This window comes from Streptomyces sp. NL15-2K, assembly GCF_030551255.1.
Classification (GTDB): domain Bacteria; phylum Actinomycetota; class Actinomycetes; order Streptomycetales; family Streptomycetaceae; genus Streptomyces.
In genome coordinates this window covers 2,622,611-2,637,010 of the sequence record NZ_CP130630.1, presented here as the reverse complement: position 1 = coordinate 2,637,010, position 14,400 = coordinate 2,622,611, and the positions used below count along the sequence as shown (strand labels likewise).

At 71.8% G+C, this 14,400-nt stretch carries 13 protein-coding genes; 2 read left to right on the top strand and 11 right to left on the bottom strand.

Going from position 1 to position 14,400, the window contains the following annotated elements; all coding sequences use genetic code 11:
- Positions 1-5 precede the first annotated feature (5 nt).
- From Q4V64_RS11340 to Q4V64_RS11320, 5 genes are all read right to left on the bottom strand, one after another.
- A complete protein-coding gene (locus tag Q4V64_RS11340; RefSeq protein ID WP_124443285.1) occupies positions 6-761 on the bottom strand; it encodes an SDR family oxidoreductase in 756 nt (251 codons plus the stop codon).
- A 5-nt stretch (positions 762-766) separates the two neighbouring features.
- A complete protein-coding gene (locus tag Q4V64_RS11335; protein WP_124443286.1) occupies positions 767-2,554 on the bottom strand; it encodes a glycoside hydrolase family 15 protein in 1,788 nt (595 codons plus the stop codon).
- Positions 2,555-2,741: 187 nt separating this feature from the next.
- Positions 2,742-3,026: a hypothetical protein gene (locus Q4V64_RS11330; protein WP_124443287.1), complete on the bottom strand. Its 285-nt coding sequence runs from the start codon at positions 3,024-3,026 to the stop codon at positions 2,742-2,744.
- Complete coding sequence (locus Q4V64_RS11325) at positions 3,023-3,586, bottom strand: SigE family RNA polymerase sigma factor (RefSeq protein WP_253267257.1); 564 nt, start codon at positions 3,584-3,586, stop codon at positions 3,023-3,025. The genes Q4V64_RS11330 and Q4V64_RS11325 overlap by 4 nt, the downstream gene beginning before the upstream one ends.
- Positions 3,587-3,606: 20 nt before the next feature.
- A complete protein-coding gene (locus tag Q4V64_RS11320) occupies positions 3,607-5,163 on the bottom strand; it encodes a sodium:solute symporter (RefSeq protein WP_124443288.1) in 1,557 nt (518 codons plus the stop codon).
- A 211-nt stretch (positions 5,164-5,374) separates the two neighbouring features.
- On the opposite strand from Q4V64_RS11320, the gene Q4V64_RS11315 reads away from it, so the two are divergent.
- Both Q4V64_RS11315 and Q4V64_RS11310 read left to right on the top strand, forming a co-directional pair.
- On the top strand, positions 5,375-7,528 hold the full coding sequence (locus tag Q4V64_RS11315; protein WP_124443289.1) for a carbon starvation CstA family protein: 2,154 nt from the start codon (positions 5,375-5,377) through the stop codon (positions 7,526-7,528).
- On the top strand, positions 7,525-7,731 hold the full coding sequence (locus tag Q4V64_RS11310; RefSeq protein ID WP_253267258.1) for a YbdD/YjiX family protein: 207 nt from the start codon (positions 7,525-7,527) through the stop codon (positions 7,729-7,731). Before Q4V64_RS11315 ends, Q4V64_RS11310 begins: the two co-directional genes overlap by 4 nt.
- Before the next feature lie 166 nt (positions 7,732-7,897).
- Here the strand turns inward: Q4V64_RS11310 and Q4V64_RS11305 are convergent, their stop codons facing one another.
- The 6 genes from Q4V64_RS11305 to Q4V64_RS11280 form a co-directional block, all read right to left on the bottom strand.
- Entirely contained in the window at positions 7,898-8,695 is a 798-nt protein-coding gene (locus Q4V64_RS11305; protein ID WP_124443290.1) for an SURF1 family protein, read from the bottom strand.
- A 71-nt stretch (positions 8,696-8,766) separates the two neighbouring features.
- Entirely contained in the window at positions 8,767-9,000 is a 234-nt protein-coding gene (locus Q4V64_RS11300; RefSeq protein ID WP_124443291.1) for a hypothetical protein, read from the bottom strand.
- A 79-nt stretch (positions 9,001-9,079) separates the two neighbouring features.
- Positions 9,080-10,069 (bottom strand): DEDDh family exonuclease, encoded by a 990-nt coding sequence (locus Q4V64_RS11295; RefSeq protein WP_124443292.1) that lies wholly within the window; start codon positions 10,067-10,069, stop codon positions 9,080-9,082.
- 102 nt (positions 10,070-10,171) lie between these two features.
- The gene (locus tag Q4V64_RS11290) at positions 10,172-11,179 is read right to left on the bottom strand and encodes a CopD family protein (RefSeq protein ID WP_124443293.1); all 1,008 of its coding nucleotides are present in this window, start codon (positions 11,177-11,179) and stop codon (positions 10,172-10,174) included.
- A gap of 127 nt (positions 11,180-11,306) precedes the next feature.
- Complete coding sequence (locus Q4V64_RS11285; RefSeq protein ID WP_124443294.1) at positions 11,307-12,722, bottom strand: CoA transferase; 1,416 nt, start codon at positions 12,720-12,722, stop codon at positions 11,307-11,309.
- A gap of 53 nt (positions 12,723-12,775) precedes the next feature.
- A complete protein-coding gene (locus tag Q4V64_RS11280; RefSeq protein ID WP_124443295.1) occupies positions 12,776-14,344 on the bottom strand; it encodes a S8 family serine peptidase in 1,569 nt (522 codons plus the stop codon).
- Between the last annotated feature and the right edge of the window lie 56 nt (positions 14,345-14,400).

Here is a 14,400-nt window from a genome sequence, read left to right as displayed (position 1 = left end):
AAACCTCAGAACCCGTGCCGCATTCCCCCGTCCACCGGCAGCATGACCCCCGTCAAATAAGACGCGGCCGGTGACAGCAGAAACGCGGCCGTCCGACCGAATTCCTCGGGCAGCCCGTACCGCCGCAACGGAATCCGCGCCTCATTCTCAGCCCGGGTGGCCTCCGGATCGGCCGACATCCCGTCCAGCTCGCGCACGCGATCCGTATCGATACGCGCCGGAAGCAATCCCACCACCCGAATTCCGCGCGGCCCCAGCTCGTCGGCCAGCGACTTCGCGAACCCGGCCAGCCCCGGCCGCAACCCATTGGAAATGGTCAGCCCCGGAATCGGCTCGTGCACCGACCCGGACAACACGAACCCGACCACACCCCCGGCCCGCAGTTCGGCCGCGGACGCCCGCGCGAGCCGAACCGCCCCCAGGAACACCGACTCGAACGCCGCCTGCCACTGCTCGTCCGTGTTGTCGGCGGCGAACCCCGGCGCGGGCCCGCCGACGCTGACGAGGATGCCGTCGAAGCCGCCGAAGTGCTCGCGCGCGGCGGCGATCAGCCGCGCGGGCGCCGAAGCGTCGGCGTTGTCCGCGACCACTCCCACCGCGTTCGGCCCCAGCGCGGCGGCCGCCTCGGCGACGTTCTTCTCCTCCCGCCCCGTGATGACCACCTTCGCGCCGTCGGCGACGAGCTCGCGCGCGGCGGCGTTGCCCAGTCCGCGCGTGGCCCCGGTGACGACGTACACCCTGTTCTTCAGCCCAAGATCCATGGCCCCTATCCTGCCCCTTCGGTCCCGGACAGGGCGAGGGCGGTGTTCACCAGAGCGATATGGCTGAAGGCCTGCGGGACGTTGCCCAGCTGGACGCCGGCCACGGGGTCGTACTCCTCGGACAGCAGCCCCACGTCGTTGGCTAGGTCGACCAGCCGTTCGAACAGCTCCCGCGCCTCCTTCGTACGGCCCGTCATGTGCAGCGCGTCCGCGAGCCAGAAAGAGCACGCCAGGAAGGTGCCCTCGCCGCCCGGCAGGCCGTCCACGGGGGTTTCCGCGGCGCTGTAGCGGCGCAGTAAGCCGCCGTGGCCCAGCGCGTCGCGGACCGCGTCGATGGTGCCGAGCACGCGCGGGTCGTCCGGCGGCAGGAAGCCCACGCGCGGGATGAGCAGCAGCGAGGCGTCGAGCTCGCGCGAGCCGTAGTACTGCGTGAAGGTGTTCCGCTCGGGGTCGTAGCCCTTCTCGCACACCTCCCGGTGCACCTCGGCACGCATCGCGCGCCAGCCGTCCAGGTCGCCGCGCAGCTTCGGGTTCCGCTCCAGCGTGCGCACGGCACGGTCGGCGGCCACCCACACCATCACCTTCGAGTGCACGAACTGGCGGCGGCCCCCGCGCACCTCCCACAGCCCCTCGTCCGGCTGCCGCCAGGCCGAGCGCAGGAACTCCATCAGGGCGCACTGCAACGCCCACATGTGCGGTTTGCTGGGCAGGCCCGCCTTCCGGGCCAGCGACAGCGTGTCCATGACCTCGCCGTACACGTCCAGCTGGAGCTGGTTCACGGCCCCGTTGCCGATCCGTACGGGCTTCGAGCCGGCGAAGCCGGACAGCCACGGCACCTCGAACTCCGGCAGTCGCCGCTCGCCCGCCAGGCCGTACATGATCTGCAGGTCCGCCGGGTCGCCGGCCACCGCCCGTAGCAGCCAGTTCCGCCACGCCTCGGCCTCCTCCTGGTAGCCGCACGACAGCAGGGCGCCCAGGGTGAGGGTGGAGTCGCGCAGCCAGCAGTGGCGGTAGTCCCAGTTGCGGACCCCGCCGATCTCCTCGGGCAGCGAGGTGGTCGCGGCGGCCACGATGCCGCCGGTGGGCGCGTAGGTGAGGGCCTTGAGGGTGATCAGGGAGCGCACGACGGCGTCCCGGTGCGGGCCGTCGTAGCGGCAACGGGAGGCCCATGCCCGCCAGTCCGCGACGCTGCCCTCCAGTGCCTCGTACGGGTCGACGAGCGGGGGGCGCGGCTCGTGCGAAGGGTGCCAGGTCAGGACGAACGCGACCTTCTCGCCCTCGGCGACGGTGAACTCCGAGTGGGTGCCGAAGTGCTCGCCCCAGGTGCGCACCTCGGGCTCGCTGCGCAGCCACGCCGAGTCGGGTCCCGCGACGGCCACCCGGTGGCCGTCGGACCGGCGCATCCACGGCATGACCGAGCCGTAGTCGAAGCGCAGCCTCAGGGTGCTGCGCATGCTGACCTCGCCACTCAGTCCTTCCACGACGCGTACGAGGTCGGGGGCGCGGTCACGCTGCGGCATCAGGTCGGTGACCCGCACACTGCCCCCGTCGGTCTCCCACTCGGTGTCGAGTACGAGGGTTTCGGGGCGGTAGGCGCGGTGGGTGCAGGGTCCTTTCGCGTTCTCGGGGGCGATCCGCCAGTGACCGTTCTCCTCGTCGCCGAGGAGCTTGGCGAAACAGGCCGCCGAGTCGAAGCGGGGCAGACACAGCCAGTCGACCGAGCCGTCCCGGCCGACCAGCGCCGCGGTCTGTTCGTCGCCGATGAGTGCGTAGTCCTGGATAAGGGGGTGCACGGGGTGCGGGTTCCCGGCGGGCCCGGTGACCAATCCGGGGCACCGGGGTGATGGTCCGGTCGGCCTACGGCACGCCGGGCGTCGTCATCGCGACGACGGTCCTCGCTGTGTGGGCGGTGGTCGGTTTACGGCGTTCCGGCCGGTTGTCACGATGACGACCGGCCTCGTTGTGTGGGCGGTGGTCGGTCTACGGCGTTCCGGGCGGCACCATGACGACCGTTCTCCCGGTGCCGGAGAAGATCACGCCCGGCTCCGACGGGGTCTGGTTCAGCACCCACAGGCCGATCAGCGTGGCCAGGGTGAAGACGACGGCGATCAGCACGGCGAGCACCAGCCGTCGCCGGCGTTCCCGGCGCAGCCACTCGCCGCGCGCCGTGCGGTAGGCGTCGGGAGCGGGCCGCACCCCGCCGGCCAGTGCCTCGAGTGCCTCGCGCAGCTCCCGTTCCGTGCGGTCCGGGCTGGTGTCGTTCATCGCCGGGCCTCCATCGCCTGGGTGAGTGCGGCGATGCCGCGTGCCGTATGTGTCTTCACCGAACCGCCGGAGATCCCCATGACGGCGGCGATCTCACTCTCTTTCAGCCCGAGCCAGTGCCGCAGCACCAGAGCCTCCCGCTGACGCGCCGGCAACTGCTGGAGCGCGTCGACCAGCACCCGCTGGTCGTCGCGCAGCAGTGCGGTGCTCTCGGCGGATGCGACGGCCTCGACCGGGAGGTTCGGCGGGTTCTCCACGTGTTTGCGGGCGACCTGGAGATGGCGTATCCGCATCCGGGTCAGATTGCACACCGTGGACCGCAGATACGCCTCCGCCGCCTCGACGTCCCGCAGCCGCCGCCACTTGCGGTAGATCTGGTAGTAGGCCTCGGCCACCACATTCTCCGGGTCGTCGGCGCCGAGCAGGACGGCGAGGCGCAGCATCGAGGAGTAGTGCAGTTCGAAGAGCCGGGCGAGACCGGCCTCGCGTTCGAGGTCGGCCGGGTCGGACAGCACGGGCGTGAGCGGTCCGTCCGGCTGCTCGACGGGCGGCTCGGACACGGGAGTCGGGTGTCTGCGTCTCACGGGTTGTTCGCTCCCGTCTCGGGGTGTCGCCTGACGGTCAGGCGGGCCGGCAGATCGGTCGCGTCGGCGCCGCGTGGCACGCCGAGGCGTTCGAGGACCGCGGTGCCTGCCAGAGCGACGGTCAGATTGAGCAGCAGGGCCGCGAGCCCGGCGTAGATCTCCAGGGATCCGAAGCCCAGGGGCACGATGGGCGAGAACCCCTCGCGTACGACCATGACCGTCCCGGCCACCATGCCCACGCCCCACCCGGCGAGCAGCGCCCGCGGGTGCAGTCGCCCGGTGAGCAGCCCGACGGCCACGGCCGGGAAGATCTGCAGGATCCACACACCGCCGAGCAACTGCAGGTTGATGGCGTCCTGGTCGCGCAGCCCGAACACGAACGCCACGGCCCCCGCCTTCGCGATGAGGGAGACCGTCTTGGCGATGCGCACCTGCCGCTTGGGCGTGGCCGTCGGGTGGACGTACTCGACGTAGACGTTCCGTACGAAGCAGGTGGCGGCCGCGATCGACATCACCGCGGCCGGGACCAGCGCACCCACGGTGATCGCGGCGAACACCAGACCGGCCGGCGGCGCCGGCATCAGCCGGTCGACCAGCATCGGTACGACCGCCTCGGCGCTGCCCCGCGGGGCCTGTACCCCGGTGGCGAGCGCCGCGATGCCGAGGAAGCCGAAGAGGGCGAGCAGACCCGTCCAGGCGGGCAGCGCCACGGAGACCTTGCGCAGGGTGCGCGAACCGTCGGCGGCGAAACCGGCGGTGAGCACATGCGGGTACATCAGCAGGGCCAGCGCCGAGCCCAGGGCGAGCGTGGCGTACGCGGGCTGCTGGGCCGGGGACAGGATCAGGGGCGAGTGTGCGGTGTCCGTACCGCCCAGCCGACGGGCCGCGCCGTCGAACACGGCCCCGGGCCCGCCCAGCCGTTCGAGGACCAGCCAGCACACGGCGGTGAGCGAGACGAAGACCGCCACCGCCTTCAGCGCGGAGATGACCGCGGGCGCCCGCAGCCCGTACCGGTACGTCGCCACCGCGAGCCCCGCGAACAGCGCCACCATCACCAGATCACCGGCCGCGCCCCGCGGATACATGCCCCCGGCCGTCAGCACCGCCCGTATGCCGAGCAGTTGCAGCGCCAGATACGGCATCGTCGCGAGGATCCCGGTCAGCGCGACCACCAGGGCCAGCGGCGGCGACCCGTACCGTCCTCGCACGAAGTCGGCGGCGGTGACGTAGCCGTGCCGGCGGGCCACCGTCCACAGTCGGCCGAGCAGGACGAAGGCGAGCGGGCAGACGATCACGGTGTACGGCACCGCGAAGAAGGCGGGCGCGCCGTTGCCGTAGGCCAGTCCCGGGACGGCCGTGAAGGTGTACGCGGTGTAGATCGTGCCGCCGAGCAGCAGCCAGGTCCACACCGGGCCCAGGCTGCGGTCGGCCAGCGCCCAGCCCTCCAGGGAGGGCAGCCGGTCGCTCGGGCGCAGCCGCCGTGCGGTGACGGCGAGCAGCGACGCCCCGCCGATCACGGCGAGGAACGTCGCGGTCATGGCGCCGTCGGCCATGGGTCACCGTCCTTGGTGTGTGCCCTCAGGGGTGAGTTGCGCGGGCGGCCCGGTCGGAGGACAGAAAACCGGCGGGAAATCTTCTGGAAATTCGCTGTCCACCGGTTCCGGAGGGTGGGCAACTCTTGCACGGACCGGCAGCGGGCGGGAGAGCCGCTGCCGCCGAAGCTCACGCATCTCGTGTCACGAGGTGTCCCAACGAGGAGCCGCCATGCCTACGTCAGCCATGCCCGAATCCGGGCTCCCGACGTCCGAAAAATCACGAATAAGCCCGCGTTCGATTCTGTTGTGGGCCACCGTCTCCCTGCTCGGCGCGGTCGCCTGGGGCGTCCTCGCCCTCGCCCGTGGGGAGGAGATCTCCGCGGTCTGGCTGGTGGTGGCCGCGCTCGGCTCGTATGCCATCGCCTACCGCTTCTACTCCCGCTTCATCGCCCGCCGGGTGCTGAAGCCGGACGACCGCCGGGCCACACCGGCCGAACGCCTGGAGGACGGTGTCGACTTCCACCCCACCGACCGCCGGGTGCTCCTCGGCCACCACTTCGCCGCGATCGCCGGCGCGGGCCCGCTGGTGGGCCCCGTGCTCGCGGCCCAGATGGGATATCTGCCCGGCACCCTCTGGATCGTCGCCGGGGTGATCTTCGCCGGGGCGGTGCAGGACATGGTCGTGTTGTTCCTGTCGATGCGGCGGGACGGCAAGTCGCTGGGGCAGATGGCCCGTGAGGAGATCGGCCGGGCCGGTGGGGCCGCGGCCCTGGTCGCCGTCTTCGCCATCATGATCATCCTGCTGGGCGTGCTGGCGCTGGTGGTCGTCAACGCGCTCGCCCATTCCCCGTGGGGCACCTTCTCGGTCGCGATGACCGTCCCCATCGCTCTGTTCATGGGTTTCTGGCTGCACCGCATCCGTCCGGGCCGGGTCGTCGAGACCAGCCTGATCGGCGTGGCGCTGCTGCTGCTCGCGATCGCCGGCGGCGGCTGGGTGCAGAACTCCTCGCTGGCGTCCGCCTTCACGCTCAGCCCCACCACCCTCGTCTTCTGCCTGGTCGGCTACGGCTTCGTGGCCTCCGTCCTGCCCGTGTGGATGCTCCTCGCCCCGCGGGACTACCTCTCCACCTTCATGAAGATCGGCACCATCGCACTGCTGGCGGTCGGGGTGGTCGTGGCCGCGCCGGTGCTGCGGGCGGACGCGGTGAGCGACTTCGCCTCGTCGGGTGCGGGACCGGTCTTCGCGGGCTCCCTCTTCCCCTTCCTCTTCATCACCATCGCCTGCGGAGCGCTCTCCGGCTTCCACGCCCTGGTCTCCTCGGGCACCACGCCGAAGCTGATCCGGAAGGAGTCCCAGGTCCGGATGATCGGTTACGGCGCGATGCTGATGGAGTCGTTCGTCGCGATCATGGCGCTGATCGCGGCGGCGACGCTGGAGCCGGGCCTGTACTACGCGATGAACGCCCCCGCGGGACTGCTCGGTACGACGGCCGAGTCGGCGTCCCACGCAGTGGCGGGCCTCGGCTTCACCATCACGCCCGACCAGCTCACCCAGGCCGCCAAGGCGGTCGAGGAGCAGACCCTGATCGCCCGCTCCGGCGGCGCCCCGACCCTGGCCGTCGGCATGTCGGAAATCTTCTCCGGAGTCTTCGGCGGTACGGCCATGAAGGCCTTCTGGTACCACTTCGCGATCATGTTCGAGGCGCTGTTCATCCTGACCACGGTCGACGCGGGCACCCGGGTCGGCCGCTTCATGCTCCAGGACATGCTCGGCAACGTGTGGAAGCCCGTCGGCCGGGTCAACTGGAAGCCCGGCATCTGGCTGTGCAGCGGACTCGTCGTCGCCGCCTGGGGCTACTTCCTCTACACGGGCGCCACCGACCCCCTCGGCGGGATCAACCAACTCTTCCCGCTGTTCGGCATCGCCAACCAACTGCTCGCCGCGATCGCCCTGGCCCTGTGCACGACCGTCCTCGTCAAGTCCGGGCGGCTGCGCTGGGCCTGGGTCACCGGCGTCCCGCTGGCCTGGGTGGTCGCGGTGACCTTCACCGCGGGCTGGCAGAAGATCTTCTCCGACGACCCGAAGGTCGGCTTCTTCGCCCAGCGAGCCCGGTACGCCGACGCCATCGACGCCGGCCAGGTCCTGCCGCCCGCCAAGACCCTCGACGACATGCACACCGTGGTCACCAACTCCACGGTGGACGGCGTGCTGATCGCCCTGTTCCTGCTGCTGGTGGCCGTGGTGCTCGTCAACGCGGCGGTGGTGTGCGGGCGGGCGATCCGCTCGCCGGGTGCGCTGCCGACCACCGAGGCTCCGTACGTCGAATCCCGCATCGACGTGCCGCCGCAGCCGGCCGAACCCCTGGCCGGAGCCCGGTCGTGACCGCCGTTCGCCGCACCGGAGCCGTGCGCTGGTACCGCTCGGTGCGCTGGTACCTGCGCGAGCTGACGGGAGAGGCGGAGTACGACCGCTACTGCGAGCGGCACCGGCGCCACCACCCCCTCGCCCCGATCCCGACCCGCCGCGAGTACCAGGTGCTGCGCACACGGCACCGAGAGGAACACCCACAGAGCCGCTGCTGCTGACGGCGGCACCCCGGCAGCGGGGCGGGCGCACCCATGGAGCCCTGACGCAGCCCGCCCCGCTCCACCGCTCATCCCCTGACGGGACCGGCCGACGGACGGCCGGCCGACGTGAGGCCGACCGACGTGAGGCCGACCGACGCGAGGCCGACCGACGTGAGGCCGGTTGCTACACCGTCGCCGGCTCCTCCGCCTCCGCCGTGGCCTCCTCGGCAGCCGCCGCCCTGCGGTCGCGGGCCTCCCGCCGGACCAGGACCAGCCAGCCGACCGGGACACACGCGGCGAAAAGCCACCACTGGATGGCGTACGCGTAGTTCAGCGCGGCGTCCTCGTTGCCCGGCTGGCCGACCAGCTCAGGGATGTCGCCCTTCGGCTCGGGTGCCGTCTGCGCGAGGTAGCCGCCGAGCACCTGGGCGTCCAGGCGCCGCGCCTCCTGCTCGCTGTTGATCAGCATGACCTGCCGGTCCGGCAGTCCCTTGAGGTTCTTGATGCCGCTCGCCGCGGTCGTCTCGTCGGGCATCAGCCGGCCGGTGACGGTGATCTGGCCGCGGGGCGGTGCGGGGACCTTGGGGAACGCGGTCTGGCTCAGGCCGTCCGCGGGGATCCAGCCCCGGTTGACCAGCACCACCTTGCCGTCCGTCAGGACGAAGGGGGTCAGGACGTGATAGCCGACCTCGTCGTCGGAGTTGGTGCGGCGGCGGACGACGACCTCGTCGTCGGTGTCGAAATGCCCCTTGGCGGTCACACTGCGGTACCGCTCGTCAGTGGTGACGGTGTGTCCGGGGGAGGTCATCTTCTCCACGGGTACCGGCTTGGCGGACAGCGCGTCGGCGACCAGCTGATTCCGGGCCGTGCGCAGCTCGTAGCGATGCATCTGCCAGATGCCCAGCCTGATCATCGTGGGGATGAGAAGGAGGGCGACCAGCGTGAGGATCACCCACTGCCGGGACAACAGGAAGCGGTACACCCCACGACCGTACAACTCGGTCGTGGGGCGCGTTCAGGGGGGTCGTGGTCGATACATCCAGACCTTGTCGATCAGACCTTGTCGATGATCCCCACCTTCCCCTCCGCGCGGGCGCAGTGGGCGCCGCAGTACCAGTGGCCCTCGACCTCGACGCCCTGGCCGATGATCTGCACACGGCAGTGCTCGCAGATGGGTGCCATGCGGTGGATCGCGCAGGAGAAGCAGTCGAAGACGTGGACCGCGCCCTGTGCGTGCACCTCGAAGGTCATTCCGTACTGATTGCCGCAGACTTCACATGTCGCCATGCGCCACAGGGTGAGCCGTCGGTGCGGCGCGGGCGAGACGGCGGCGGGCGAGTCGCCCGCCAATCACCCGTCCGTACGGTCACCGCTCCGACGCCGGCTCCACGTCCTGGAGGAGTTGCCCGAACGCCGCCTCGTCGACGACCGGCGTCCCGTACTGCCGGGCCTTGACCGCCTTCGACGTGGTCGAGTCCGGGTCGTTGGTGACGAGCAGACTGGTCAGCCGGGACAGGCTGGTCGCCACATGCAGACCGGCGTCGACCGCGCGGTCCTCCAGCAGCTCGCGCTCGATGGAGGTGTCACCGGAGAACGCGACCCGCATGCCCTGTTTGAGCCGTCCGCCGTCTTCGTAGCGGCCCGGGTTGGGGTACGGGCACGCGGGCCTCTTGCGGGCGGGGCGCCAGCTGCTCTGCCGGTAGCCGCCGTAGCCCGCCTGCTGCCCGATCCGGGGCGCGGGCCGGTCCGTCCACTCGGTCAGCGGCCGGCACTCGTGCAGCGGCAGCCGTACGCCGTCCGCGGCCGCCGCGCGCAGGCTCGGCCGGAACGCCTCCGCAAGGACGCGCGCGTCGTCCAGCGCGTGGTGCGCCCGCTGCTGTACGACGCCGAAGTGCGCGGCCAGCGTCTCCAGCTTGTGGTTGGGCAGCGGCAGGCCCAACTCCTTGGACAGCGCGATGGTGCACAGCCGCTGCCGCACCGGCGCCTCGCGCTCCGCGCGCGCGTACTCCCGGGCGATCATCTGCCAGTCGAAGACCGCGTTGTGCGCGACGAGCACCCGGCCGTCGAGGCGGGCCGAGAACTCCTCGGCGATGTCCTGGAAGTGGGGCGCGCCCCGAAGCACCTCGCTCGTCAGCCCGTGGATCCACACCGGGCCCGGGTCCCGCTCCGGGTTGACCAGCGTGTACCAGTGGTCCTCGACCTCGCCGTGCGCGTCCAGGCGGTAGACGGCCGCGGAGATTATCCGGTCGTCCCGGGCCAGGCCGGTGGTCTCCACGTCAACGACCGCGTATCCCTTCGGATACGCGGCCGGCCATGCTGTGGGGAAGGACGCTGCCCTCGCGCGGTCATCGAGCATGGTCCCTGAGGATACGGGCCGCAACTGACAGTCCCGTCCCGCCCCCGTCCGTCAGACGCCCTGCGGCGTACGCCTGTTCGGTTGCCGGCCGCCAACTGCCGTTCACCACCGGATCGGCACCGGCAACGCCGTCAGCAGCCCGGACACCGCGACCACCACCCCCAGGGCGACGACCTCCGCCCGCGCGGGGGAGCAGGCGGTCAGTGGGTCGGCCGCCCGGGCGAGCCGGATCCGCGCCCACAGGGCGAGTACGGCGACCGCGGCCACCAGGAGCACCTTGGCGAGCAGGGTGCGCCCGTACGCCGTCGTGGTCAGCTGCTCCAGGATCGTGCCCGAGGGCATGCGCCGCAGCGAACTCCCCACCCCGGTCGCCGTGATGGCCGCGAGCAGAACGGCCGCCACGCGCGCGTAGAGCCCCAACAAGGCCGCGCCCGCTTCCGGGGCGCCCCAGTGCCGCAGCACCCTCAGCGCGTACAGCAGGCCGCCCGTCCACAGCGCCGCGCACGTCAGGTGCACCAGCGTCAGCCCCGACCCGATCAGCGGATCGTGCTCGGTCGTGGGATGCGCGCGCAGCGCCTCCGCCACCACCACCGCGGCCAGGGGCCACACCTGCGTCGCCGGCCGGCGTGAGAGAGCGCACAGGCCGGCCGCGAGGAAGGCGTTGACCTCCATGAGAGCGAGCTTGCCGTCGCGGGACTCGTACAGCCCGCCGACATCGATCTCGGCGGCGCTCCGCGGCACCAGATTGCCCGTGGCGACGACCGACGCGAGGCCCAGGGCGGCGACGAAACCGGCGGCAGCCGCGTACGGCGCCCAGCTGCGGGGCGCGGCCGGGGGAGCGCCGGGTACGGAACGGGCCAGCCGGCGCACGAACAGCTCTCCCAACGGCACGCACAGCGCCGCGAACAGCACCGTGCGCAGCAGCGCGACACCGCCGACCCCGGGCGCGGCGGCCTCACCGGTGTCGTGCAGCGCGGCGGACGGGCCGATCAGCGGTATCAGTGCGGCCAGCGCCACCAGGACGAGGACGGCGACGGCCCGGCCGGCCCCGGGGCGACGCGCCGGCCCGCTCGCGTCGGACGCCCCGGCCATGGGTCTTATCAAGCTCACCTCAAGATCTTCACCGGCCTTCACGGAACCGGGCAAGTCCCGGAAAAGAACCGGCGGTACGGCATTCCGCAAACGAACCGGCGGTACGGCATTCCGCGCCCAGGTACGTTTCCGGCCCCACCGCGACTCAGATCCAGCCCGGCGCGTCCGACCCCCAGGGCCCCGGCGGCCGGGCCCAGTCCACCGGGCCGCCCTCGAAGGCGACCGGCGACCGGGCGTACCGCAGCCGCCCGAGCGCGCTGTCCGTCTCCGCGAGCCAGGAATCCGATCCGCCGTACGGGGCCTTCTCCGTCGGCGAGCCGGGACCGCCGTCCGGGGCATCCCCGGTGTCGTCCGCCCCGACCCCGTTCACCAGCCACTGAGCCGTCCGCGCCAGCGCCAGCCGGACGAACCGGCTCCCGCCCTCGTACGACTGCTCGGTCAGGGCCCGCAGCACCGCCGCCGCCAGCAGATACCCGGTCCCGTGGTCCAGAGCCTGCGCGGGCAGCGCGCCCGGCTGCTCCATCGACCCCTCGACCGCGGAGATCCCCGTGGCCACCTGCACCAGGCTGTCGAACCCCCGCCGCTCAGCCCAGGGCCCGTACGCACCCCAGGCCGACAGCTGCGCCACGACCACCCCGGGCCGCCGCTCGGCCAACGCCTCCGGTGACAGACCGAACCGGTCCAGCGCGCCCGGCCGGTACCCCGTGACGACCACGTCCGCCGCCGCGAGCAGCTCCCCGAAGGCACGCCGGTCGGCCGCGAGATCGAGGGTCGTCGACCGCTTCCCGAAGCCCGTGTCGGCGTGCTGGTCGGGGAGTTCGGGCAACCGCGGGGCGTCCACGCGTAGCACGTCCGCGCCCAGCAGGGCGAGCGTGCGGGTGGCGACCGGGCCCGCGATGACCCGGGTCAGGTCCAGGACGCGCAGTCCCGCGGCGGGCAGCAGGGGAACACCGTCGCCGTCGATCGGCGCGAGCACGCGCGCGCGTGCGGAGTCCAGCCGACCGCGCTCCACCAGCGGCCGTCCGGCCACCGCGGCCGCCTGCTCGTGCGCGGCCCACTCCTCGGGCGTGCGCAGGGCGACGGCGAGGCCACCGGCCGCGTACACGGCCTCCTCGGCCTCCAGGGCGGACCGCTCGGCGAGCGCCGCTTCGACGGACGCCACGGCCGCCGCGTCATCCGGCACCCCCAACGCGCCCAGCAGTCGCGCCCGGTGATGCGGATAGTTCGCGTGGGTGCGCACCCAGCCGTCCGCCGTCCGCCAGAACCGGGACAGCGGCGCGAAGGTGACCGGCGCCCGCCCGTCGACGAGCAGATGCCGCTCACTGACGAACGCCGTCGCGACGGCCCCGTCGTCCACCCGCACCCCGGGTACCTCGGCGAGCCCGGCCCGCCGCGCGCCCAGCTCGGCGGCGGCCGACGCACACGCGCCGACACAGGCCCGCGCCAACTCCCGTACGGGAAGGCGCCCCTGAAGAGCGCCCTCCCGCACCACGGTCGACACCCGGGGGAGCAGGGCGGGATCGCCGCCCACCGCCGACCAGGCGAACTCGATATCGATCACGACTGCACTATGCAGCATCGACCGCATCAAGACAGCGACCGGTGTGAACCGACCTACTTGGTCACCGCGTCCAGCGCGTCCGCCATGCCCCAGCCGTAGAAGCCGTTGCGGTTCTTCGTACCCTCGCAGACCGCGTCGATCTTGCCGTCGCTGTTGATGTCGTACGGGTCCGTGCACGGCGTGCCGTCGGCCTCGGCGTACAGCAGGCCCTTCACCACGGCCGGCGAGGCGTACGGATGCGTCGACTTGATCAGGGCGGCGACGGCCGCGACATGCGGGCTCGCCATCGACGTACCGGCCATGTAGCCCCACTTGCCGCCCGGCAGGGTGCCCAGGATCAGACCGCTGGTCGCCGGCGGCTCCGGCTTCTGGTACGACGTCGAGTCGCCGCCGGGCGCGGCGATGTCCACGATGCCGAGGCCGTGGTTGGAGAACGACGACTTGATGCCCTTCGCGCCGGTCGCCGCGACCGTCACGACACCCGGCAGCTGGGTCGGTATGTCCAGGCACTCGGACGGGTCGACGGTCCGCTCCACGGGCGTGCCGTCGTTCGGCGACACCGGGTCGGTGATCTTGTCGGCCGCCAAGTCGTAGTTCTCGTTGCCGGCCGCCGCGACGTTGACCGTGCCCTTCTTCTCCGCGTACCGCGAGGCCCGGGTGACGGCGTCCACGAGCGCCTTCTGGTCCGGGTCGTTCTTGCAGTTGAAGTACCAGGGGTCGGTGTAATAGCTGTTGTTGGTGACGTCGACGCCATGTGTGGCCGCCCACATGAAGCCGCAGACCACGGCCTCGGTGTAGAAGTAGCCGGCGGTGGTGGACACCTTGATGCCGGAGACCTTCACACCGGGTGCGACGCCCGTCATGCCGACGCCGTTCTTGGCGGCCGCGATCTCACCGGCCACGTGCGTGCCGTGCGGGCTCTCCGACGCGCTCGGCCGCCACGCCCCGTCGGTCGTGTCCGGCTTGCCCGTCACACAGTTGACGGACGCGTCACGGTCGAAGTTCGGCGCTATGTCGGGGTGCGTGTCGTCGACGCCGGTGTCGATCACGGCGACGGTCACCTTGCTGCTGCCGAGCGACTTCTCGTGCGCCTTGTCCGCCTTGATCGCGGGCAGGTCCCACTGCATCGGCTCCAGCGGGTCCTCGCCGTCAGTGGCCTTCGCCTTCGCACTCGCCACCTCCGCGGCGGTGAGCGCCTTCGGCGTCCCCAGGTCGGTCGTCGACTGCGCGGGCAGCGGCGCGTTGCGGGTGTTGCCGGCCGACTCGACGCCACGGACCTTGCGGATGGTCTTGGCGAAGTCCGGGTTCGACGAGTGGACGACGATCACGCCTATCTGGTCGTACGACGTCACGATCGTGCCGCCGGCGTCGGCGATGGCCTTCTTCACCTGCCCCGAAGGCCCGTGCCCGGGGCGGACGTTGACGACGTAGCTGAGCGCGGTCGCGTCCGCCTTCGTGGTGGAGGCGAGGACGTCGTTCACGGCTCCGGTGACGCCGTTCACGGTGCCGGGCACGTCGGCCGCGGCCGCCGTGGCGTTGGGCAGGAACGCCAGGGCTGTCGCCATGGTCATTCCGAGCGGCACGGCGATCGCGCGGCGGAAACGCGGGTGAGGCGCTGTCATATGTCGGTGTCTCCAGTTCGTTCGTGGTACGAGCTGACCGTGCGGGACGTCAGAAG